Here is a 20,995-nt window from a genome sequence, read left to right on the forward strand (position 1 = left end):
TGATTAAACTATCTTCATTGACCGCGCACATCGTTGTGTGTGTGTGTGTGTGATGCAATGGCCGAATGAGTTCTGGTTTCGTTTACCGGACGTGCCGACGGTGGTGACCGAGATTCCTGCGCCGCCGGGGCGGCGGTTATGGCAAAAGGTCGTGGCGCGTATTGATTCGAGCGGCTTGTTCACTGAAGGGAATCTGGCTTGGTCGCTTGGAACAGCCAGCCATGTGACTAGCCATTCTTTTGCCATCATACAAAACCCGTTAGAATCCGCTCCAGCTTTTATCTGAAAGCCCCCCCGTAATTATTCAAGGAAGTAATCATGCAGTTTGGAAAAATCCTGGGGCTGGCTCTGCTCCTGAGCCTGGGCGGATGCGCCAGTTTTACCAAGGACGAGGTCGCTCCGGTCGCCCTGCCATCGATGGCGAATTACACCCAGAAGCCGAACGTTTATGTCGATTTCGACTTTTTTATGGGCGATCCGTCCAGCAGCGGCGCGACCGAAGTGCCGCAGGCTCGGGATCAGTTGCAGCCTGAACTGAAGCGTGCGTTCACTGAGTCCGGCTTGTTTGGGCGTGTGACGTTCGACGAGTTCGAGAAGCAGCCGGGCGATTACAGTCTTCGCCTCAAGGTTTACAACCATCCGCCTGGGGGTGGGCAGATGGCTATGGCGTTCATCAGTGGTCTGACGTTCACCATCATTCCTACGATGGCGACCGACCAGTACACCATGAGCCTGGAGACAGTGGACGGCCAAGGCCAGTCCCTGAGCAAAGATATCAACCACGACGCGATCAATACCTGGATCGGAATCTGGTTCCTGCCGCTGGCGGATAATACCCCGAAGGCCGCGATCACCGATACTTTCAACCGGCAGGTTAACGCTCTGCTCAAGGAATGGGTCGACGCGAATCGCATGAAGTACTCGGCACTGGACGTGCGAATTCCTCGCGCTTGAGTCCAACTGAAAAGAGCCGCTATTGCGGCTCTTTTTTTATGCTTACTTCAACGCCTGAATGAACTTCGGGTCGCTGTAAAGCGACTTGAGCAGGGCTTGAAGCATCGGGTTGTAGTTGTTCGCGGCAGCAGGGATCGCAATGGCTCCGAAGAAGCTGCTGTCCCAATCATGGCTGACATCCTTGGTCGCCTCGTACAGCACTTGGGTGCCTTGACGCAGAGTAAAATGCGCCGCCAATTCGCCGTGGCCATTCGCTACGCCACTGTTGAGGAAGTTTTTAGTGACCTGGATCTGCAACTGGCGATCGGCCTGCGGATTCAACAATCCGGCACGCCGCAATTCGTCATTGATTGCCTGTTGAATGTGCAATGGAACACTGCCCGCAGGCGAGGAAATCGGGTTCATGCGAACCACCAGGGAGCCTTGGCCCGAGTCGGCTGTCACCTGTGCATCGTGTACGGGTTGGAGCGGCGCGTTCTGCCTGAGCTGCTGAACGTTCTGGTAGTTGGGCTCATAGCGCGGAATGGTTGCGCCACAGCCTTGGAGCAACAGGGCGAAGAATGGAATGGCTAGGTAAAGCTTGTTCACGGCTGATCCTTTGCGTGATTAAGAGGGGGCGGGATTATCGACTGATTGCGTTATGCCATCAAGCAAACACTTGCCTAGACTTCTCTAGGGATGCGCTTCGGCATATGCAGTGGCTGGTGATCGGAGCCATATGCGGTCTGATACAGTCGACGTAACTCGTCGGATCTGGTTGGTAGCTGCCATGTCCAGCTTGGCATCTCTGCATACCCGTCACTTCGATATGCGCATAAAAGACAAGGAGAACCGCTTGAGCTTACGGATCGAAATAAAGGACAACCCGGACGAGGCTGACTATCAGGCAATCGTCGCGCCACTGCGGGCTTACAATCAGGCGCAGGCTGGCGTGGAGGTGGCGGCGAAAGTCGCGCTGTTGATTAACGATGAATCGGGCACTACGCAAGGAGGGCTGCATGGCAGGATTTTCGGACACTGGCTGTTCGTCGAGCTGTTGGTCGTGCCGGAAGCCGCCCGAGGCCAAGGGATGGGTTCGAAGTTGATGAACTTGGCGGAGGCGGTGGCGCGTGACAAAGGCTGCGTCGGGGTCTGGCTGGACACCTTCTCGTTTCAGGCGCCGGACTTCTACCAGAAGCTGGGGTACAGCGTCTTCGGCGAGCTGAAAGATTACCCGCCTGGGCATAGCCGCTTCTTTTTGCAAAAGCGCTTCGCCTGACCAATGACAGACGCCATCTCAAGAAGGCCCCTTCCATGACCCTCGTAGACACTTACCTCACCGGCCTGAAGAAAGCCCTGCCCGAGGACGATCTGGACCAATTGGCGCTGGCGCACGGCGCTTCACCGGCGGATCTGCAAAAGCTCGTCGAGCGTTATCCGCTCTGCCCGGCCAGTCTGCTGGAGTTGCTTGGCAAAATCGACGGCACGCATTTCCGGGATTACCCCACCGGCTCCGTTGCGGTGCTGATGCTGGGTTCGGATGTGTACGAATATCCGTATTACTTGAGTTCCGTGCAGCAGATTCTTGAGGAAGGCGACGCCTATACCCAGAGCATTGCGCAGATGTACGACGGTTACTTGGACGACGATCCTGAGCTGATCGGGCCGGGCATTGATGCTTCACTGCCGATGAACAAGCGGCTGTGTTTCTCGCAGTGCATGAACAATGGCGGGACTTCGGTGCTGTATCTCGATTTCGACCCGGCAGCTGGCGGAACGCCGGGTCAGGTCGTTCGCTATCTGCACGACCCTGACAGCTACAAGGTCATTGCCTTGAGCTTCGACGATTACCTGCGTCAGCTGATGCATGACGGGTATTCGTTCTTCTTCGAATACTGAACAGCCACAAGCCGCGGCGCGAAGGATGTTGCCCCCTTGGCGCCCAATATTTCGAGATATTCCAATAATCCGACTCGCGCCCCTTTAGCTGAAGCGTTTCAGGTCGATAGCGCACTATCATTCAGTCATTCATATGAATAGGTAAGCTCGTGAACTTGAGACGTCTCAACATCGCTCCTCGGTCCCTGCTGTGCTTCGGCTTCTTCGCTCTGCTGATTACAGCGCTGGGGCTCTATTCCCTGCTTCAAGCCTCGAACCTCAAGAATGCGCGTGAAGAACTGCAGACTGGCGTCATGCCCACAGTGCAGGCAATCGCACAGATTCAGAGTGACCTGCTCACCATTCGTTTGGGTAACACCAACCTGCGTACGGCGGGCACGCCCCAGGCCCTGGAGATCGCCAATACGCGCATCACTCAAGGTCGCAAGGATCTGGAGACGCATGTCAGAAACCTGAAAGCGCTGATGGCTACCGATGCGGGCAAAGCCGCGTATGTGCAGATGGAAAGCGATATGACGGCCTATCTGGCGGTGCACTCGCGCTACCTCGAGGCCGTCAGGTTGAACCGCGAAGACATGATCAATGCCATGACCAGTGCGACCGGTGAGCAGACATTGGCCGCCAACAAGCTGGGCAAGGATATCGTCGAGATGTCGCGCCTGGCTGATATCCGGGTGGCTCAGTCAGACGCTGCGGCGGACAAGAGCTATGCGCAGTCGCGTGATGTGACCATCGCCGCGATTCTGGTGGCGCTGTGCGCGACCTTCGGCCTTGCCGCACTGTTCACTCGCAGTCTCGCAGCGCCGATTGCCAAGGCGCTGGCCGTTGCCGAGCAGATTGCCGCCAATGACCTGAGCAAGCCCATTGATGTTGACGGGAAAGACGAGCCGGGCCGTCTGCTGGGCGCGCTGGCCGTCATGCAGCAGAACTTGCGTCGTACGCTGGGTGAGTTGGGTGATTCATCGAATCAGCTGGCCTCGACGTCCGAAGAGATGACGGCGGTCACCGAGGATTCGCTGCGTGGCGTGCAGCGTCAGAACGATGAAATCAATCAGGCGGCCACGGCGATCAATCAGATGAGCGCGGCGGTCGAGGAAGTGGCGCGCAACGCGGCGGCGGCTTCGACGGCGGCGCATGAGTCGAGCAAATCCGCCGAGAACGGCCGTCAGCGCGTTGGCGAGACGGTCAGCGTGATTTCCGAGCTGCACGATGCGGTCGGCGCGACTGCCAATGAGATCGACGGTCTGGCGGCCGAGGTGCAGAACATCAGCGGCGTGCTGGATGTGATCCGTGGCGTGGCCGATCAGACCAATCTGCTGGCGCTCAACGCGGCCATCGAAGCGGCGCGGGCTGGCGAAGCCGGGCGTGGGTTTGCGGTCGTGGCGGATGAGGTTCGGGCGCTGGCGCATCGTACCCAGCAGTCCACTGCCGAGATCGAGAAGATGATTGCCTCGATTCAGGGCGGCGCAAGCAAGGCGGTGGATGCCATGAGCCACAGCAGCGAGCGTGCGCGTGCCAGTCTGGAGGTGGCTGAGGCCGCAGGCGAAGCACTGGCGGAGATCACGGCGGCGATTGTGCAGATCAACGAGCGCAACACGACCATCGCGTCGGCGACCGAAGAGCAGGCGCAGGTCGCTCGCGAGGTGGATCGCAACCTGACCAGCATTCGGGATCTGTCGTTGCAGACATCAGCCGGAGCCAATCAGACGGCGGCGGCCAGTGGGGAGTTGTCGCAGTTGGCGGTGGGGTTGAATCAGGTGGTGCTGCGGTTCAAGGTTTGAAGAGTCCGGGGCGCGATTGGTGATCGCCAGCAAGCTGGCTCCTACGGGCAGTTGACCCGTGGGAGCCAGCTTGCTGGCGATGGGTGTCAGATCACGCCGCAGGCCGCGCGGTCGCCGCCACCGCCCAGGGGTTTGGGATGGTCGGAATGGTTGTCACCGCCGACGTGGACCATCAGCGCCCGGCCTTTGATTTCGGAGAGTTTCTTGATGCGTGGCGCCAGCACCGGGTAGTTGGCGGTGCCGTCGGCGTTCACGTAGATCGCCGGCAGGTCGCCCAGGTGGCCTTCGCCGTATGGACCAAGGTGCTTGCCGGTCTTGGTCGGGTCGAAGTGGCCGCCGGCCGCCAGGGCCGCGCCTTTGACGCCGTCCTTGGTGCCCGCTTCGCAGCTGCCGTTTTCGTGGACATGGAAGCCATGCACGCCAGCCGGCAGGCTGGTCAGTTTCGGGGTGAACACCAGGCCGTACTGAGTTTCTTCGATCGAAACGGTGCCGATGGGTTTAGGCGCGCCGTCGGCGCTGACGAGGTTTACGGGAACGTCCATCGATGCTGCGTGGACACTGAAAGAAAATACGCCAAGCAGGCCTAGCCAGAGATGAGGTTTCATACGATTCGACACGTCCTTCGTCAGATAAATGGTGTCGGGTACAGCTCGGGCAAGGACGCATGAAGCCTGCATTCTCTCGCTCCGCAGCCGCTCGACGTTCTATAGCAGCACGATCTGTGACCACAGTACGACGGGTTTGATGCATACGGCTGTCAATTCGTCCGTCCAGCCCCGGTTCACAGCAGCAGATCACGGCCTGCTCGGCTAATCTTTACCCAGTCATTTGAGCGGTTGATTCTTCAATCACCTTGATTGATGGGGCTAGAACAAGAATGAAAGACCCCTACGCGTTCGGTTTTTACTGCGCCTGTTTCGCGCTGACGGTGGTGGTCGGCGCGGTGTTCTATAGCGCGGCGGTCAGCAACTCGCCGGGCAGCGCGGCCAGCGCCTACTACATCATCGAAGCCGCCGCCTCGCTGACCGAAGCGCTCGCCATCGTGGGCATCGCCGGGGTGGTGTTCAAGGCTTACGGATCCTGGAAGCACGATACCCGCCAGCACAAGGCGCTGAGCATCATCTGGGATGCCAATGTGGCATTTCGGGAGATCGAGATCGGCTTCAACGAATGGTTCTTCGGCCCGACCGCCAGTCAACGCAGCGAAACCGATCACGGGAAGATCGATACCCTGCTCGGCGCCAGCACGCTGGGGGCTGCGCTCAAGGCCTTCAAGAAGCAATGCATTCTGCTGGACAAGGTAGTGGTCAAGGATCACTGGCGCTGGCTTAACCATGCCACGCAACTGGACATGCTGGCCCGCGCCCTGAGCGCAGAGGCGTTCGGCGTGGTGGGCAAAGGCAAGGTCACGCATACCATCGTGGACATTCTGTACACCCATGAGGGTGAAACCTGGCAGCGGACCCAGGCGGATTGGGAGGCGGAGATGAAGGCTATCGAGCAGCAATTGGGGGTGTTGGAAGAGGCGTATACCTGAGGTTTGCTGCCGCTGCGCGGCGGATCGCGGATGAATCCGCTCCTACGGGTCGTAACCGGTCTGTAGGAGCGGCTTTAGTCGCGAAGCGTCCGGTCAGCGAGCAAGCCGGTCAGAACTCCAGACAGATCTTGCCGAAGTGCCGGCCGCTCTCCTGGTGTTTGAACGCTTCGACGATGTCGGTCAGCGGGAAGCTGCGGTCGATGACCGGGCGCATGCCGTTGGCGTCGATGGCACGGACCATGTCCTGTTGCTGGCTGCGGCTGCCGACCAGCACGCCTTGCAGACGCAGTTGCTTGACCAGCGCCGGGACGATTTCCAGCTGGGTGCTGACCCCGCTCAGAATGCCGATCATCGAGATATGCCCGCCCACACAGGCCGCGTGCATCGACTGCTGCAAAGTCGTCGCGCCGCCGACTTCGATGATGTGGTCAACGCCTCGGCCGTCGGTCAGTTTACGGGCCGTCTCGCCCCAATTCTCGTCTTCCCGATAGTTGATCAGATGATCCGCGCCAAGCGCCTTCAGACGCTCCAGTTTTTCGTCGGAAGACGAGGTCGCTATGACCGTAGCCCCGGCCATCTTGGCGAATTGCAGGGCGAAGATCGACACACCGCCAGTGCCTTGCACCAGCACGGTATCGCCCGGCTTGAGGCCGTCGTCGGCCATGAGCGCACGCCAGGCCGTCAGGCCGGCGGTCGTGAGGGTGGCCGCTTCGGCGTGGCTGAAACCCTTCGGCGCCAGGGTGAAGGACGTGGCGCGGGCGGTCACTTGTTCCCGAGCGTAGCCGTCGATGCCGTCCCCCGGCACTGTGACGAAACCTTCGACCAGCGGCTCGCCACTGATCCAGTCCGGGAAGAAAGTGCTCACCACCGAATCGCCGACCTTGAATTCGCTGACGCCCTCGCCCACCGCGGTCACCACCCCCGCGCCGTCGGCCATCGGGATGCGGTTCTCGCTCGGGCCCCACATACCGCTGACGACTGCAAAGTCGTGATAGTTGAGGGAGTTAGCGTGCAGGCGCACGGTGATTTCCCCGGCGCTCGGTGCCGCGACGTCACTCTGCCCCACGATCACGCGGTCATACCCGCCGCCTGCCTGTACATAAATGGTCGTATTGCTCATATCTGCCGCTCCTTCGCTTTAAGATGGGCCTGTTCAGGCTATGACCTCGTCGGCCTGATTTCGATTGAGCCGATTGCTCATGTCTTGCTCACAAGGAAACCATAACAATGCTGCGAGCTCCCGCCACCATGACGATCTTCAAGGGTTACGCCGTGACCACGCTGTTGCTGTGCACGCCGCTGGCGATGGCGCAGACCGGAACCGACACGGTCTCGCATCTGGACGAAATCCAGCGCAAGGGCCATTTGGCCGTCTGCACCACTGGCGACTACACGCCCTATACCTTCCTGCGCGAAGACGGCGAATACGAGGGGATCGACATCACCATGGCGCGCTCGCTGGCCAAGAGCCTGGGGGTCGAAGTGCAATGGGTGCCTACGACCTGGAAGACCCTGCTGCCCGACATGGTAGCCGGCAAGTGCGATATCAGCATGGGCGGTGTCTCGGTCACCCTGGAGCGGCAGAAGAAGGCGTTCTTCAGCGACACCCTGGATGTGGACGGCAAAATCCCGTTGGTGCGTTGCAACGAGGAGCCGCTGTACCAGACAGTCGAGCAGATCAACCAGCCTTCGGTGCGGGTGATCGAACCGGCCGGCGGCACCAACGAGGCGTTCGTGCGCGCCCACCTGCCCAAGGCCAGCCTGGCGTTCCACGACAACAAGACCATCTTTCAGCAGCTGCTCGACAAGAAAGCCGACGTGATGATCACTGACACGTCCGAGGCGCTTTATCAGCAGAAGCGCATGCCCGGTCTGTGCGCGGTCAACCCGACCCGCTACATGCAATATGGCGAAAAAGCCTATTTGCTGCCTCGTGACGACATCGCCTGGAAGAGCTACGTGGACCAGTGGCTGCACTTGAGCAAGGCCACCGGCGTCTATCAGCAGGCGTTGAGCCAATGGCTGGCCGTACCGCAGCCGTAAAAGCGGCGCTTGCATGCTGTAGCACGCTGAAATAGGTTGGGCTCATCGCACAGGAAAAGGCCACCAGCATGAAGCCCAGCAAACCCATCACCCGGGCATTCTGCGTCGAGTTGCAGCAGGAGCTTTCGATTGCGGCGGCTCGACGGGAGTATTTTTCCCAGGAGCCGCCGCGCGCGCGTTTCGAGTTTCTGTGCTCGACCGAAGCCTGTCGGGCCTTGGGGGCGAAGATCACCGGGGTGCGCTACGACGTCAAGCCGCAGGACAATCCGACCTACGTGGCCGCGCACTTTCGCGCCAATCCGCATTACGATCACGACGCCAGTTGCGAATGGGTGGGCGAGCCGGAGGAAGACGAGGCGCTGGCGGCTGCGGATAGCACCGACCCGCAAGCCCAGGCACGCAAGGCCAGGCGCAAGCTGGACGATTACGTCGACGTGTTTGACCCGGTGCTCGATAAACCCGTCAAGGAAAAGGCCGGCCCCGACAAAGCCGGGCCGCGCACGGCAGATGCCGCAGCTTCCGCAGCGCCCTCCTCACAGCCGACCGAGCGCAAGACGCCCCGCTACAGCGAAACCCGGACCAACAATCTGGAACGGCTGGTGGATTGCTACCGGCAGGCCAGGGCCGAGCTGTCCGCCGAAGAGTTCAAATTGCTCAACCTGCGCATTCCAGGCCAGGGCGAAATGCCGTTGCGCTCGTATTTTCGCCATATTAAATACGCCCAGCCTGGCGACAATGGCCGGGTGCTGTATGGCGGCGGGCTGGTTGAGCGCTATGGCGCGGGGTTCAAATTCAAGTTCTTTGACCGGCTCGAAGGCAAGCTGGTGACCCTGTATGTGTCGCCCGCGCAGATGCAGGCGTACCGCTCCAGCCGTTACATCACTGAATTGCTCAGCCATGCCGAAGAGGTCAAGTTCTTCACGGTGTATGCGTTGGGCAACCTGGCCAAGAGCCCGTCAGGCAAAAGCTACGGGCTGGAGGTCTCGGACTTGCGTCATCTGGCGATCGTGCTGGGGCCACCCAAGGATGTTGCCGAACCTCAGGCATGAAAAAAAGGAAGCGCGCCGGAGCGCTGCTTCCCTTTGTCTGACCGAAAGCCGGATCAGACTTTGACGATCCAGCCCGCCGGGCCTTCAATGTCGCCGGACTGCACGCCGGTCAGTTCCTTGTACAGGCGCTGGGTCACCGGACCGACTTCGGTCTGGCTGTAGAACACGTGCAGGTGGTCCTTGTAGGAGATGCCGCCGATCGGCGTGATCACCGCGGCGGTGCCGCACGCGCCGGCTTCCTTGAACTCACCGATCTGGTCGATGAACACGTCGCCTTCTTCGACGGTCAGGCCCAGACGGGTCTTCGCCAGCTCGATCAGCGACAGGCGGGTGATGCCCGGCAGTACCGACGGCGATTTCGGCGTCAGGAAGACATCGTCCTTGGTGATGGCAAAGAAGTTGGCCGAACCCACTTCCTCGATTTTGCTGTGGGTTTGCGGGTCGAGGTAGATGCAGTCCGCGAAGCTTTGCTTCTTGGCTTCGGAACCGGGCATCAGGCTGGCGGCATAGTTGCCGCCGACCTTGGCCGCGCCGGTGCCGTTGGGCGCGGCGCGGTCGTAGCCGGAAATCACGAAGTTGTTCGGCTTCAGGCCGCCTTTGAAGTAGGCACCGACCGGGATGCAGAACACCGAGAAAATGAATTCAGGCGCGGTGCGCACGCCGATGTTGTCGCCTACGCCGATCACGAACGGGCGCAGGTACAGCGCGCCGCCGGAGCCGTAGGGGGGAATGAAGCGTTCGTTGGCTTTGACGACCTGCTTGCAGGCCTCGATGAAGACGTCGGTCGGTACATGGGGCATCAACAGACGCGAGCAGCTGCGCTGCATGCGCTCGGCGTTCTGGTCAGGGCGGAACAGGTTGATCGAGCCGTCCTTGCAACGATACGCCTTGAGACCCTCGAAACACTGCTGACCGTAGTGCAGCGCGGTCGAGCCTTCGCTGATGTGCAGCGTGTTGTCTTCGGTCAGCGTGCCTGCGTCCCAAGCGCCATCGCGCCAGTGGGAGATATAGCGCATATCGGTCTTGATGTAATCGAAGCCCAGTGTGTCCCAGTTGATGCTTTCTTGACTCATAACGCCCTCTATCGATTAGCCGCTGCCTGGATGAGTCAGGCCATGGCCTTATTCTGCCAGATCATTGGCCGGCTGCGGCCTGAAATAAGCGTAAAGCTGAATGATGCCGGCCACACCGCGCGATGCTACTCCTCAGCACAGGGCAGACTTAGGCTGGCGCTGCCGGACGTAGGTCAGAAAGGCGTCCAGATCGCCGCTACACAGTGTCCGGGCGACGGCCTTCACCTCGTCCATCGGCCAGTCCCACCATGCGGCCTGCAACAATAGCTCGCGTACGTCTTCGTCGAATCGCCAGCGAATGAATTTGCAGGGATTGCCACCGACCACGGCATAAGGCGGCACGTCACGAGCGACCATGGCGCCGGCCGCGACGATGGCGCCGTGGCCGATGGTCACCCCCGAAAGAATGGTCACGTCGGCGCATATCCAGCAGTCACTGCCGATTACCACATCACCCTTGCTGGGGGCGAAGTCCTTGATATCGCGCACTTGATCGACCATGGCCGGAAAGGGATAGGTCGTCAGCCAGTCGGTGCGATGCTCGCCGCCCAGCAAAATCCGCACGCCGGCGGCAATGGAGGTGTAGGAGCCCACTCGCAGCACAGTGTCATCACCGAATTCCACGACATCCGGAATGCCATAGGTCCCTACCCCGACGGTGTAACGCGGGTAACGCAGGCGGATCTTTTCCGCCGCCCGCTCCAGCTTGTCCAGGCGACGCAGGTGCTTGCGGGTTTTCCGGGTTCTGAGCAGATCGAGGAATTTCATGGGATTCCTGTTGAGGTCGAAAAGAGAGCCGGACAAGATCAGCGATTTTCCGGATGGAACAGAAAGCGCTTGAAACGGCGCAGCGTGATGCCGTTGATGTGCCGGAGCGGAATCGAGCGAAACAGGCTCCAGGCATGTTTCTTGTCGGTCACCACGCCGTACTTGAGCGCCTTGTTGATAACTGCGGTCCGCCCAGCCTGATACGCGGGGTGATCCCGGTACGGCTCGATACTGAGCAGATCGGCATCCAGCAGCACTTTGTACTTGCGGGACAGATTGTTCGGGTGGCGACGATATCGGGTAACGATCTCCGGCAGCACATGAATCTCGTGCCCCTGCGAGGCAATGCGCAGCGTCATCTGGAAATCCTGGACCCGGATCTGCGGGTCGTAGCCGTTGACGTCCTTGAGTACCTGCATCCGGTACAGGGACACTGGCGCGCCCACCACCATCGCCTTGCGCAGGATGGTGTCGAAATTCAGATACTTGATGCCGGACTGCGACTGGGACTTGGTGTCGTTGCCATCGCTGTCCATGTAGGTGACCAGGGCGCCCACGCACCCTACGTTGGGGTGCTCGTCCAGGTAACGGGCTCGAATCCGCACCGACGACGGCAACATGATGTCGTCCAGATCCGGGGTTGCCACGTAGACACCGCGTGCGTATTTCAGCCCATGGTTGAGCGCGGCGCTGACACCCTGGTTGGTCTGCTGATAAAGCTGAAAGCGATAGGTCTTCTGTAATGCCTTGAGCAGGTCGAGGCTGTTATCGGTGGACCCATCGTCCACGATGATCACTTCGACGTGTTCGTAGTCCTGAGCAAAGATGCTCTCGATGGCTGCCTGCAGATAACGCTCGGCGTTATAGCAAGGGGCGATAATCGAAACGAGCGCGGGACGCGCCGGCGACGGCGTATTGGGACACATCATTAATGCGGAACCTTTGGATTCTTGTTCTCAGACTAGCTTGCCTGACGCTCCGGTCTTACACCGGGGCGCTTATGATGCGACAGGCCGTCGGTATGTGTCACCTTTGGTGCGCATGCGATACAAATCAGCCGCATTCCAGATCGAGCAGGCATAAAAAAACCCGATCCTGAGGATCGGGTTTTTTGTTCACACCAGCTGCACTCAGAAGGCGTAAGTCACCAACAGCTGCTGGGTTTCCTTGAAGTCCACCGACATCATCACGCTGAGCGCGGTGATGGTGAAAATCGAGAACACGAACAGCTTGCGAGCCCAGACAGTATCGTCCGCGGCCTTGTAGCCTTTCCAGGCCATGTACAACCAGTACATGCCCATGCCCGCTGCAACAGCCAGGTAGTTCAGGCCCGCGTAGCCCCCAAACGTCAACATCAGGGTCGCCACGAGGAAGGCCAGGATGTAGAGCAGGATATGCCGCTTGGTAACCTGAATGCCACGCTTGACCGGAAGGACCGGAATTTTCGCAGCGGAATAATCGTTGAAACGGAAGATCGCGATCGCATACGAATGCGGCATCTGCCACAGGCTGAACATGACCAGCAGTGTCAATGCCGCGAAGTCGAAGCTGTTGCTCACTGCGCAGTAGCCGACCACCGGAGGCATGGCGCCCGACAGGCTACCGATGAGTGTGCCGTGTACCGAATTACGCTTGAAGTACAAGCTGTAAAGGCCCACGTAGACCACGAAACCGATCACTACCAGCGCGGCAGCCAGGGGATTTGCATACACATACAGCAGGCTCACGCCGGCAATGCCAAGGATCGTGGCATAGAACAGCGCGAACTTGATGGACATGAGCCCTTGAACCAGCACACGGTTGCGAGTCCGCTCCATGCGCTGGTCGATGTCGTAATCGATACAGTTGTTGAATACGCAACCGGACGCTACGACCAGGGAGGTACCGATTACCGCCGCAAGGAACACGAGGAAATCGATATCGCCCTTGGATGCCAGAAAAAAGCCACCTGCCACCGAAAGCACGTTACCGAAAATGATCCCCGGTTTGGTGATTTGGATAAAGTGCTTCAGGGACATCATGGTTTCCTCAATGCGCCATCATTTCGCGGTGGATACTGAAAATGATCCACAGCGACAGGCCGACCAGCAGAACGATGACCAGCCCGGTGAAGGCGATGGCCAGGACGTTGTTGCGTTGCGACGACGTGAAGTCCAGGTGCAGGAAGTAATGCAGGTGAACCACAACCTGAATGACCGCGAACGCCAGGATGATCCAGATCGTCATGTCCTTGGGCAGCACCGGGCTCATCACCAGGGCGAAAGGAATGGCGGTCAGGATGATCGACAGGACGAAGCCGATCACGTAGGACTTCACGCTGCCATGACTGGAGTCATGCTCGTGGTTATGTGCATTCGCCATTACAGGGCCCCCATCAGGTAAACGACGGTGAATACGCAGATCCAGACTACGTCCAGGAAGTGCCAGAACAGGCTCAGGCAGCTCAGGCGGGTCTTGTTGGTGTTGGTCAGGCCACGCTTCTGCACCTGATACATCATGATAGCCATCCAGATCAGACCGCTTGTCACGTGCAGGCCGTGCAGGCCTACCAGCGAGAAGAAAGCCGACAGGAAGCCGCTGCGGCTAGGGCCGAAGCCTGCTTCGATCAGGTGATGGAATTCATAGACTTCCATCGCGATGAACGCCGCGCCGCACACGAAGGTCAGAGCGAGCCAGCTCAGAACCTGGCTCTTGTTACCCTTGTAGAACGCCAGCATGGCGAAACCGTAGGTAATGGAACTGACCAGCAGGAAAGCGGTTTCGACTGCCACGAATGGCAGTTCGAAGATGTCGTGGCCGGACGGACCGCCCGCGACACTGTTGACCATGACCGCATATACCGCGAAGAACGACGCGAACAACACGCAGTCGGTCATCAGGTAGAGCCAGAAACCGTAGACGGTCATTGGCCCGCTGTCGTGGTGATCGTCATGCCCATGGTCATGATCGTGACCGTGGGCGTCTCCCGAGTTCAATACTAAGTTCGACATATTTAAACCTGTTCCAGCGAGGACTTGACTGGGGCGTAGACGCCCTGGTCCACCAGTACCTTGTGATTGGCAGCTTCGATACGCGCTACTTCTTCAGCCGGCACCATGTAACCCTGGTCATCACGCGCAGCGTGGATAACGAAAGTGACGATGGTCGCAACCAGGCTCAGACCTGCCAGCCACCAGATGTGCCAGATGAAAGCGAAACCGAATACCGTCAACAGCAGGCCCATGATCAGACCGGTCGCTGTGTTGTTAGGCATGTGGATCGCCTCGTACTTGGCCGGAACCTCGTACGCCTTGCCCTGACGCTTCAGATCGGTGAATGCATCGATACCGTCGGTCTTTGGCAGAACAGCGAAGTTGTAGAACGGTGGTGGCGACGAAGTCGACCATTCCAGAGTGTGGCCATTCCATGGGTCGCCAGTCAGGTCACGGTTCTTCTCGCGGTCACGGATGCTCACGAACAGCTGGATCAGCTGGCTCGCAATACCGCAAGCGATCAGTACCGCACCGAACAGAGCGATGTCCAGGTACAGGTTCCACGCCGGGCTGTCGGTACCGTTCAGGCGACGGGTCATGCCCATGAAGCCCAGTACGTAGAGTGGCATGAACGCGACGAAGAAGCCGGTGATCCAGAACCAGAACGCAGCCTTGCCCCACTTCTCGTTCAGCTTGAAGCCGAACGCTTTAGGGAACCAGAACGCGAAGCCGGCGATGTAACCGAATACTGCACCGCCGATGATGACGTTGTGGAAGTGAGCGATTACGAACAGGCTGTTGTGCAGCACGAAGTCGGCACCAGGGATCGCCAACAGAACGCCGGTCATGCCGCCGATCGAGAAGGTGACCATGAAGCCCAGGGTCCAGAGAGTAGGCGCGGTGAAGCGCAGACGGCCCTGGTAGATGGTGAACAGCCAGTTAAACAGCTTCACACCCGTCGGGATCGCGATGAGCATCGTCGCCAGACCGAAGAAGGCGTTGACGTTCGCGCCGGCACCCATGGTGAAGAAGTGGTGCAGCCAGACCATGAAGCCCAGTACGCAGATCGCACCCGAGGCGTAGATCATTGCCTTGTGGCCGAACAGACGCTTGCCCGAGAACGTCGAGATGACTTCGGAGAAGACACCGAACGCCGGCAGAATCAGAATGTAGACCTCAGGGTGACCCCATGCCCAGAACAGGTTCACGTACATCATCGGGTTACCACCCAACTCGTTCGTGAAGATGTGGAAGTCCAGGTAACGGTCAAGGGTCAGGAACGCCAGGGTAGCGGTCAGGATCGGGAACGAAGCCACGATCAGGACGTTAGCCCAGGTGCAGGTCCAGGTGAAGATCGGCATGTCCATCAGCTTCATGCCAGGAGTACGCATCTTCAGGACGGTCACCAGGAAGTTGACGCCCGTCAATGTCGTACCTAGCCCTGATAGCTGTAGCGCCCAGATGTAGTAGTCCACACCCACCCCAGGACTGTACTGCAGCCCGGAAAGCGGCGGATAGGCTACCCAGCCGGTCTTGGCGAATTCGCCGACGCCCAGGGAGATGTTGATCAGCAGCACGCCCGCTACCAGCAGCCAGAAGCTCAGGGAGTTCAGGAACGGGTAGGCAACGTCACGCGCACCGATCTGCAGCGGCAGGACGATGTTCATCAGGCCGGTGAAGAACGGCATCGCCATGAAGATGATCATGATCACACCGTGAGCGGTGAAGATCTGGTCATAGTGCTCAGGCGGCAGGAAGCCTTCGGCACCGTTCTGGGCCACGGCCAACTGGGTACGCATCATGATTGCGTCGGCAAAGCCGCGCAGCAGCATGAGCATGGCGACGACGATGTACATCACGCCGATTTTCTTGTGGTCGACCGAAGTCAGCCACTCGGACCACAAGTAAGTCCACTTGCGGAAATAGGTAAGTGCCCCAACGAGCGCCAGTCCACCGAGCGCAACCACGGCGAGTGTCACCATGACTATCGGCTCGTGGAACGGCACCGCTTCCCAACTTAATTTGCCTAACATCGTTTACTCCTCTGCCCCAGCAGGTGAATGCTTGCCCTGATCCGCACCTTCGGTACCGGCGACTTCTTTCTCACCATGGACCAGCTTCTTACCTGGGTTCATACCTTCATACTTGTCGATGATGATCTGGAACAGGTTAGGAGTGACCGAAGAGTAGAGTTCGACGGGATTACGTTCGCTAGGTTTGGCCAGTACAGAATACTCAGCCGAGTCCAGCTTTTTAGGTGAATTCTTGACTTCGTTGATCCAGGCTTCGTACTCGGCCTGGGTAGTGGCGATAGCCTTGAACTTCATGCCGGTGAAGCCCGCGCCACTGTAGTTGGCGGAGATACCGTTGAACTCGTGGTTCTCGTTGGCGATCAGGTGCAGCTTGGTGTGCATGCCCGCCATCGCGTAGATCTGACCACCGAGGCCCGGAATGAAGAACGAGTTCATCACGGTGTCGGAAGTGACCTGGAAATTGATCGGGGTGTTGGCAGGGAAAACGATCTTGTTGACCGTGGCGATGCCTTGATCCGGGTAGATGAACAGCCACTTCCAGTCCATCGAGATCGCCTGGATGGTCACCGGCTTGACGTCGGAATCAAGCGGACGGTACGGATCCAGCGAGTGGGTCGACACGTAGGTGTAGTAGCCCAGGAAGACCAGCAGCAGCATTGGCACGCCCCAGACCGCGATTTCGATCTTGGTGGAGTGCGCCCAGTCAGGCGTGTATTTGGCGGCTGTGTTGGACGCGCGGTACTTCCAGGCGAACAGCAGAGTCAGGACGATGACCGGGATGACCACGATCAGCATCAACAGGGTAGCGATAACAATCAGGTTACGCTGCTCGATACCCACCTGCCCTTTTGGGTCGAGCAGAGGCACGCCTTCGCATCCAGTCAGCAAAAGCATACAGAAAAGGGCCAAGAAGCCAAAAAACCTGGGGTACCTTTTTTCTCTCATCTCACGACCTCTAAAAGCAGCTTGCGCGGTGCAGTTGGGTTTCGACCGCCAACACTTCACCCTGCCAGTGCCGGCATCTTTCTTTGGATTGAACAAGGGCCTGTCAATACGCAGTCTTGCGAAACGACAAATCCGGGTTTTGCGATGGATTCTTATTTGAGCTGCTGGAAACTGCCCGATTTTGCTGGACAGCCGCCAATAGCACGGCCATATGAGCCCTCAGAGGCCAGCATTGCGCTGCCTGTTCAGAGTACACAGGGGACGCTCCAGGCCTCAAACATGTATCGTCAGGCCAGGCCTAACGATGAGTGCTGGCGATTGTAGATACGTAAATTTTTAATGACTATGGTTAATTTTGCAACAGTAAATTTCATTTTCAACAACAATCGCAAGCTATTGATCTTGCTCGGCCGCAAAAAAGCCCCGTCGAAACGGGGCTTTCCGGGCGTAATGCCCTTGTAATCAGTGTGCCTTGCGACGGTTGCGAATGATGCAGACCGGCACCAGCACCGCAGTGAGCACGAATGCTACCAGAGCCCACTGGGCCAGTGACAATCCCAGGACGGGCGGATACGGAGTGGAGCAGAAACCGCTGACCTGAAACCCCAGAGGGAACAGCGACGCCAGCGGCAAGCCGTCGACGATGGGCTGCAAGGTATCGATGCCGCAGCTCACCGCCGGGTTCGCCAAAACCCAGGCGTGACGACCGGCAGCCGCAATGCCCGCCAGCGCGCTCAGCGTCACCAGCGCCTCGAACAGAGTAACGCTGCGCCGGCCGGGCATGGCGGCGCCGATGAAGGCGAATATCGCGATGAACAGCAAGGCGTAACGTTGCAGGATGCACAGCGGACACGGCGCCTCGCCCAGTACGATCTGCATGTACAGCGCGCCGCCGATCAGCGCGAGGCAAATGATCCCCAACAGGACCAGAAAGCGTTTTTCGCGTCGCAGGTACAACAGGTTGTCGCTCATTCACATACCTTATCGAAAATGGTTGGGTCAGCCCGGCCGTGGGAGCCAGCGGGCGGCGATCCGTCTTGCCGGCGATCAACGATAACGCGCATCGGCAGGCATACGCCACGGCTCTACAGAACCGCGCACTTGCCCGGAATGCATGCATTCCTTTCCTTATATATAGAAGGATGCGTCAGATTGTCGCACTACCGTCCCGATCAGACTCGAAAGATTCTCTTCTATATATAGCTGCGTCACTTTGTCGCACGGCAGGCGTCACGCTCAGGTCGCCGGGTGCAGGATAACGGGTAAAATCCGCTTCGGCGATCTGCTCGACAGCGCCGGACCGCATGAATTGCCTAAAGCCCGTCGGCCACGGGTCGATAAGCTGTCATAGCCAGTCGTTCGCCGAGATGAGCGGCGAAATGTCTACAGCCAGAAGGTTCATATGTCTTCCAAGAATGCCCGGGCGGATTCGCTCTCCCTGCTGCTCTTCACGTTGCGCAGCGGCAAGCTGATGGCGATCAACCTGCTCAAGGTCAGTGAAATCATTCCCTGCCCGCCGCTGACCCATCTTCCCGAATCGCATCCGCATGTCAAAGGTATCGCGACCTTGCGCGGCTCCTCCCTGTCGGTCATCGACCTGAGCCGGGCGATCGGCGAGCGTCCGCTGGCCGACCCGGATGGCGGCTGCCTGATCGTGACCGACGTCAGTCGTTCCAAACAGGGGCTGCATGTGCAGGCAGTCAGCAAGATCGTCCACTGCCTGACCACCGATATTCGCCCGCCGCCCTACGGGGCGAGCAGCAAGTCGTTCATCACCGGCGTGACCCAGGTCGATGGCGTTCTGGTGCAGGTGTTGGATATCGAGAAAGTCATTCACGGTATTTCCCCGGCGCAGATCGAAATGCACACCGACGAGCTGACCATGGAGGAAGCCGAGGTGTTGGGCGAAGCGCGTATTCTGGTGGTCGACGACAGCCAGGTGGCGCTGCAGCAATCGATCATCACCCTGCGCAACCTGGGCCTCGAATGCCAGACGGCGCGCAGTGCGAAAGAAGCGATGGATGTCTTGCTCGACCTGCAAGGCACGGCGGGACAGATCAACGTGCTGGTGTCTGACATCGAGATGTCCGAAATGGACGGCTACGCCTTGACGCGTACTTTGCGTGAAACGCCGGACTTCCAGGACCTGTACATCCTGCTGCACACCTCGCTGGACAGCGCGATGAACAGCGAGAAAGCCCGCGCCGCTGGCGCCAACGCCGTGCTGACCAAGTTTTCGTCGCCCGAGCTGACCCGCTGCCTGATCGAGGCGGCGCGTAGCGTCGCGGCTCAGGGCGCCTGAAGCCGCAAGGCCCGTCAGGGTTCTGTCATAATCGGTCTCCCGAAGATGTCTCGAGGAGACCAACATGAAACCTTCCCTCATGTTGCTGGTACTGCTGAGCGCGCTGACTTCTCACGCCCAGGCCGCCAGCCCGGATGCGTGGCGAGAACTGGACAAGGCCATGAGCGCCGGCTGTCTCAAGGCCAGCCAGCTCAAGGACACCAGAGTGGTCGGGACAGCCGCCCGGTTCGATGACCGGGTGGGTTATGACGCGCTGATCCTGCAAGGCCGCTACCCGCAAAAGCACATGAAGAATCAGGCGGGCACCGAGCTTTGCCTGTACAACCGCAAGGCGCGTCAGGCTTATGTCACCGAATGGGATAGCCTGAAAACCGCGCAGCCCTGATGCCACTGGCGCATTCCTTGCTAGATCCCGGCATCGGCCGGCGTGACAGTCAGATCCTTGTCACCCGGCGCATGTTCCGGATGGGCTCGGCGAGTAATGAATATCCAGTTTTCCTGCACCGGTTGCGGCGGCTGCTGCACCGACCACCATGTTCCTCTCACGCTGACCGAGGCCGCGCAGTGGGCCGCAGACGGCGGACAGGTCATCGTCTTGACCGAGGCGTTCCTGAGCGACGGCTACGGCGTGTCCCATGAACAGTTGGGCCATGCGACCCGACGCTCGACGCAAATTGCCAGCGGTTCGACCGAAGCGCGGGTCGCCATCACCTTCGCGGCCTACAACGTCGGGCGCTGCCGCAATCTTGACGCGCAGAACATGTGCCGCATCTACGAGCGGCGACCGCTGGTCTGCCGCATCTATCCGATGGAGATCAATCCACACATCCCGTTGCGTCCGGAGCACAAGGGCTGCCCGACCGAAGCCTGGGAACAGGGACCGGAGCTGATCGTGGGCAATCGTCTGGTGGACACCGGACTGATGGCGCTGATCGAGCGCTCCCGTCAGGCGGACCGCGACGAAATCGCGGCCAAGCAGGCCATTTGCGAGTTGCTGGATATCCGCACGACCGCCCTGAAGGGCGACGGGTTCGTCGCCTTCCTGCCCGACATGATCGACTTCGCGGCAGCAGTGGAATACGTGACGGTCGACAAAGGCGAGCTACCGCCACCGGCCGACTGGACGTTTCACGTCGCCGGCGGACAGGTCGAACGGCACCTGCGTGAAACCGGTGCCCAAGTCAACACCGGTCAGCCTGCTCACTACACGTTCATCCCCTTGCAGGCAGCCTGATCTGAACGGCGCGCAACCTGCACCTATGCATGCCTTCCGTAGGAGCCAGCTCGCCGCGCTGTCGCGCAGCAAACACGGGGATCGCATTTACCCGCAATGGCGGTAATGCACATATCGTTTGAGGTGGCGCGAACTCGGCTTGCGAGCATATCCGTTACCGCGTGTGCTGGACCTTCTGGTTCCGGCCCTTACGGCCGGGTCACTTTCCTTTCGGGGAAAGTAACCAAAGCCATTGCTCCAGGCTGGGCCCCTGCGGGGTTCCCTCCCTCCGGCGTTGCTCCGGGGGTCGCGCCGAACGGTGTGCTGGTCAACTTTTTCCGGACACATCAGCAGGTGATTTCAGGCCGGCTGGCGTTCGTACTGGTTTGGTGAGACATAGCCCAGTGTCGAGTGCAGGCGACCTTCGTTATAAAACCGCACGATGTA

The 20,995-nt window shown here is 59.4% G+C and carries 24 protein-coding genes; 11 read left to right on the top strand and 13 right to left on the bottom strand.

The features are described 5' to 3' along the window. Nucleotides 1-52: 52 nt before the first annotated feature. Both TRP66_RS22290 and TRP66_RS22295 read left to right on the top strand, forming a co-directional pair. A complete protein-coding gene (locus TRP66_RS22290; protein WP_333407371.1) occupies nt 53-286 on the top strand; it encodes a hypothetical protein in 234 nt (77 codons plus the stop codon). A 32-nt stretch (nt 287-318) separates the two neighbouring features. Beyond that, the gene (locus TRP66_RS22295; RefSeq protein ID WP_333407373.1) at nt 319-954 is read left to right on the top strand and encodes a hypothetical protein; all 636 of its coding nucleotides are present in this window, start codon (nt 319-321) and stop codon (nt 952-954) included. Between the two features lie 42 nt (nt 955-996). On the opposite strand, the gene TRP66_RS22300 is transcribed toward TRP66_RS22295, so the two are convergent. Beyond that, nucleotides 997-1,542 carry a hypothetical protein gene (locus TRP66_RS22300; RefSeq protein WP_333407375.1) on the bottom strand — a complete coding sequence of 182 codons (546 nt, stop codon included), beginning with the start codon at nt 1,540-1,542 and terminating at the stop codon, nt 997-999. A 247-nt stretch (nt 1,543-1,789) separates the two neighbouring features. On the opposite strand from TRP66_RS22300, the gene TRP66_RS22305 reads away from it, so the two are divergent. The 3 genes from TRP66_RS22305 to TRP66_RS22315 all read left to right on the top strand — a co-directional run bounded on the left by TRP66_RS22305 (nt 1,790) and on the right by TRP66_RS22315 (nt 4,613). Beyond that, entirely contained in the window at nt 1,790-2,212 is a 423-nt protein-coding gene (locus TRP66_RS22305; RefSeq protein WP_333407377.1) for a GNAT family N-acetyltransferase, read from the top strand. 35 nt (nt 2,213-2,247) lie between these two features. Continuing rightward, complete coding sequence (locus tag TRP66_RS22310; protein ID WP_333407379.1) at nt 2,248-2,832, top strand: SMI1/KNR4 family protein; 585 nt, start codon at nt 2,248-2,250, stop codon at nt 2,830-2,832. Nucleotides 2,833-2,981: 149 nt separating this feature from the next. Beyond that, complete coding sequence (locus TRP66_RS22315; RefSeq protein WP_333407381.1) at nt 2,982-4,613, top strand: methyl-accepting chemotaxis protein; 1,632 nt, start codon at nt 2,982-2,984, stop codon at nt 4,611-4,613. An 86-nt stretch (nt 4,614-4,699) separates the two neighbouring features. Here TRP66_RS22315 and sodC read toward each other — a convergent pair whose 3' ends face one another. Beyond that, nucleotides 4,700-5,218 (bottom strand): superoxide dismutase [Cu-Zn] SodC, encoded by a 519-nt coding sequence (gene sodC, locus TRP66_RS22320; RefSeq protein ID WP_333407383.1) that lies wholly within the window; start codon nt 5,216-5,218, stop codon nt 4,700-4,702. 272 nt (nt 5,219-5,490) lie between these two features. On the opposite strand from sodC, the gene TRP66_RS22325 reads away from it, so the two are divergent. Beyond that, nucleotides 5,491-6,150 (top strand): hypothetical protein, encoded by a 660-nt coding sequence (locus tag TRP66_RS22325; RefSeq protein ID WP_333407385.1) that lies wholly within the window; start codon nt 5,491-5,493, stop codon nt 6,148-6,150. Nucleotides 6,151-6,259: 109 nt separating this feature from the next. On the opposite strand, the gene TRP66_RS22330 is transcribed toward TRP66_RS22325, so the two are convergent. Beyond that, nucleotides 6,260-7,270, bottom strand: a complete 1,011-nt coding sequence (locus tag TRP66_RS22330) for a zinc-dependent alcohol dehydrogenase family protein (protein ID WP_333407387.1) — start codon at nt 7,268-7,270, stop codon at nt 6,260-6,262. A gap of 128 nt (nt 7,271-7,398) precedes the next feature. Between TRP66_RS22330 and TRP66_RS22335 the strand changes: the two genes are divergently transcribed. Then, nucleotides 7,399-8,193 carry a transporter substrate-binding domain-containing protein gene (locus tag TRP66_RS22335; protein WP_333407422.1) on the top strand — a complete coding sequence of 265 codons (795 nt, stop codon included), beginning with the start codon at nt 7,399-7,401 and terminating at the stop codon, nt 8,191-8,193. 68 nt (nt 8,194-8,261) lie between these two features. Then, nucleotides 8,262-9,242, top strand: coding sequence for an ATPase (locus TRP66_RS22340; protein ID WP_333407389.1), 981 nt, complete (start codon nt 8,262-8,264; stop codon nt 9,240-9,242). Between the two features lie 53 nt (nt 9,243-9,295). On the opposite strand, the gene TRP66_RS22345 is transcribed toward TRP66_RS22340, so the two are convergent. The 9 genes from TRP66_RS22345 to TRP66_RS22385 all read right to left on the bottom strand — a co-directional run bounded on the left by TRP66_RS22345 (nt 9,296) and on the right by TRP66_RS22385 (nt 18,005). Continuing rightward, entirely contained in the window at nt 9,296-10,315 is a 1,020-nt protein-coding gene (locus TRP66_RS22345) for a branched-chain amino acid aminotransferase (protein WP_333407391.1), read from the bottom strand. A gap of 132 nt (nt 10,316-10,447) precedes the next feature. Next, on the bottom strand, nt 10,448-11,083 hold the full coding sequence (locus TRP66_RS22350; RefSeq protein ID WP_333407393.1) for a CatB-related O-acetyltransferase: 636 nt from the start codon (nt 11,081-11,083) through the stop codon (nt 10,448-10,450). 38 nt (nt 11,084-11,121) lie between these two features. Next, nucleotides 11,122-12,012 carry a glycosyltransferase family 2 protein gene (locus TRP66_RS22355; RefSeq protein ID WP_333407395.1) on the bottom strand — a complete coding sequence of 297 codons (891 nt, stop codon included), beginning with the start codon at nt 12,010-12,012 and terminating at the stop codon, nt 11,122-11,124. A gap of 201 nt (nt 12,013-12,213) precedes the next feature. Continuing rightward, nucleotides 12,214-13,101: a heme o synthase gene (gene cyoE / locus TRP66_RS22360; protein ID WP_333407397.1), complete on the bottom strand. Its 888-nt coding sequence runs from the start codon at nt 13,099-13,101 to the stop codon at nt 12,214-12,216. Nucleotides 13,102-13,111: 10 nt separating this feature from the next. Further along, on the bottom strand, nt 13,112-13,444 hold the full coding sequence (gene cyoD / locus TRP66_RS22365) for a cytochrome o ubiquinol oxidase subunit IV (protein ID WP_333407399.1): 333 nt from the start codon (nt 13,442-13,444) through the stop codon (nt 13,112-13,114). Beyond that, nucleotides 13,444-14,073 carry a cytochrome o ubiquinol oxidase subunit III gene (locus tag TRP66_RS22370; RefSeq protein WP_333407401.1) on the bottom strand — a complete coding sequence of 210 codons (630 nt, stop codon included), beginning with the start codon at nt 14,071-14,073 and terminating at the stop codon, nt 13,444-13,446. Before TRP66_RS22370 ends, cyoD begins: the two co-directional genes overlap by 1 nt. A gap of 2 nt (nt 14,074-14,075) precedes the next feature. Next, a complete protein-coding gene (gene cyoB, locus TRP66_RS22375) occupies nt 14,076-16,088 on the bottom strand; it encodes a cytochrome o ubiquinol oxidase subunit I (protein WP_333407403.1) in 2,013 nt (670 codons plus the stop codon). A gap of 3 nt (nt 16,089-16,091) precedes the next feature. Beyond that, nucleotides 16,092-17,033, bottom strand: coding sequence for a ubiquinol oxidase subunit II (gene cyoA / locus TRP66_RS22380; protein ID WP_333407405.1), 942 nt, complete (start codon nt 17,031-17,033; stop codon nt 16,092-16,094). A 462-nt stretch (nt 17,034-17,495) separates the two neighbouring features. After that, nucleotides 17,496-18,005, bottom strand: a complete 510-nt coding sequence (locus TRP66_RS22385) for a disulfide bond formation protein B (protein ID WP_333407407.1) — start codon at nt 18,003-18,005, stop codon at nt 17,496-17,498. Nucleotides 18,006-18,435: 430 nt separating this feature from the next. On the opposite strand from TRP66_RS22385, the gene TRP66_RS22390 reads away from it, so the two are divergent. The 3 genes from TRP66_RS22390 to TRP66_RS22400 all read left to right on the top strand — a co-directional run bounded on the left by TRP66_RS22390 (nt 18,436) and on the right by TRP66_RS22400 (nt 20,569). Next, nucleotides 18,436-19,335, top strand: coding sequence for a chemotaxis protein (locus TRP66_RS22390; RefSeq protein WP_333407409.1), 900 nt, complete (start codon nt 18,436-18,438; stop codon nt 19,333-19,335). Nucleotides 19,336-19,399: 64 nt separating this feature from the next. Continuing rightward, nucleotides 19,400-19,720, top strand: a complete 321-nt coding sequence (locus TRP66_RS22395) for a hypothetical protein (RefSeq protein ID WP_333407411.1) — start codon at nt 19,400-19,402, stop codon at nt 19,718-19,720. Between the two features lie 96 nt (nt 19,721-19,816). Further along, nucleotides 19,817-20,569 (top strand): YkgJ family cysteine cluster protein, encoded by a 753-nt coding sequence (locus TRP66_RS22400; protein ID WP_333407413.1) that lies wholly within the window; start codon nt 19,817-19,819, stop codon nt 20,567-20,569. 339 nt (nt 20,570-20,908) lie between these two features. Here the strand turns inward: TRP66_RS22400 and TRP66_RS22405 are convergent. Beyond that, the coding region (locus TRP66_RS22405) for an IS3 family transposase (protein WP_333406527.1) at nt 20,909-20,995 on the bottom strand (87 nt) is incomplete at its 5' end.

Origin of the sequence: Pseudomonas sp. JDS28PS106 (assembly GCF_036706555.1) — a bacterium.
Taxonomy (GTDB): domain Bacteria; phylum Pseudomonadota; class Gammaproteobacteria; order Pseudomonadales; family Pseudomonadaceae; genus Aquipseudomonas.

Excerpts from the sequence above, each read along its gene's own strand:
- TRP66_RS22290 (WP_333407371.1), top strand. The coding sequence starts at position 53 with ATGCAATGGCCGAATGAGTTCTGGTTTCGTTTACCGGACGTGCCGACG.
- TRP66_RS22295 (WP_333407373.1), top strand. The coding sequence starts at position 319 with ATGCAGTTTGGAAAAATCCTGGGGCTGGCTCTGCTCCTGAGCCTGGGC.
- TRP66_RS22310 (WP_333407379.1), top strand. The coding sequence starts at position 2,248 with ATGACCCTCGTAGACACTTACCTCACCGGCCTGAAGAAAGCCCTGCCC.
- sodC (WP_333407383.1), bottom strand. The coding sequence starts at position 5,218 with ATGAAACCTCATCTCTGGCTAGGCCTGCTTGGCGTATTTTCTTTCAGT.
- TRP66_RS22325 (WP_333407385.1), top strand. The coding sequence starts at position 5,491 with ATGAAAGACCCCTACGCGTTCGGTTTTTACTGCGCCTGTTTCGCGCTG.
- TRP66_RS22330 (WP_333407387.1), bottom strand. The coding sequence starts at position 7,270 with ATGAGCAATACGACCATTTATGTACAGGCAGGCGGCGGGTATGACCGC.
- TRP66_RS22335 (WP_333407422.1), top strand. The coding sequence starts at position 7,399 with ATGACGATCTTCAAGGGTTACGCCGTGACCACGCTGTTGCTGTGCACG.
- TRP66_RS22340 (WP_333407389.1), top strand. The coding sequence starts at position 8,262 with ATGAAGCCCAGCAAACCCATCACCCGGGCATTCTGCGTCGAGTTGCAG.
- TRP66_RS22345 (WP_333407391.1), bottom strand. The coding sequence starts at position 10,315 with ATGAGTCAAGAAAGCATCAACTGGGACACACTGGGCTTCGATTACATC.
- TRP66_RS22350 (WP_333407393.1), bottom strand. The coding sequence starts at position 11,083 with ATGAAATTCCTCGATCTGCTCAGAACCCGGAAAACCCGCAAGCACCTG.
- TRP66_RS22355 (WP_333407395.1), bottom strand. The coding sequence starts at position 12,012 with ATGATGTGTCCCAATACGCCGTCGCCGGCGCGTCCCGCGCTCGTTTCG.
- cyoE (WP_333407397.1), bottom strand. The coding sequence starts at position 13,101 with ATGTCCCTGAAGCACTTTATCCAAATCACCAAACCGGGGATCATTTTC.
- cyoD (WP_333407399.1), bottom strand. The coding sequence starts at position 13,444 with ATGGCGAATGCACATAACCACGAGCATGACTCCAGTCATGGCAGCGTG.
- TRP66_RS22370 (WP_333407401.1), bottom strand. The coding sequence starts at position 14,073 with ATGTCGAACTTAGTATTGAACTCGGGAGACGCCCACGGTCACGATCAT.
- cyoB (WP_333407403.1), bottom strand. The coding sequence starts at position 16,088 with ATGTTAGGCAAATTAAGTTGGGAAGCGGTGCCGTTCCACGAGCCGATA.
- cyoA (WP_333407405.1), bottom strand. The coding sequence starts at position 17,033 with ATGAGAGAAAAAAGGTACCCCAGGTTTTTTGGCTTCTTGGCCCTTTTC.
- TRP66_RS22385 (WP_333407407.1), bottom strand. The coding sequence starts at position 18,005 with ATGAGCGACAACCTGTTGTACCTGCGACGCGAAAAACGCTTTCTGGTC.
- TRP66_RS22390 (WP_333407409.1), top strand. The coding sequence starts at position 18,436 with ATGTCTTCCAAGAATGCCCGGGCGGATTCGCTCTCCCTGCTGCTCTTC.
- TRP66_RS22395 (WP_333407411.1), top strand. The coding sequence starts at position 19,400 with ATGAAACCTTCCCTCATGTTGCTGGTACTGCTGAGCGCGCTGACTTCT.
- TRP66_RS22400 (WP_333407413.1), top strand. The coding sequence starts at position 19,817 with ATGAATATCCAGTTTTCCTGCACCGGTTGCGGCGGCTGCTGCACCGAC.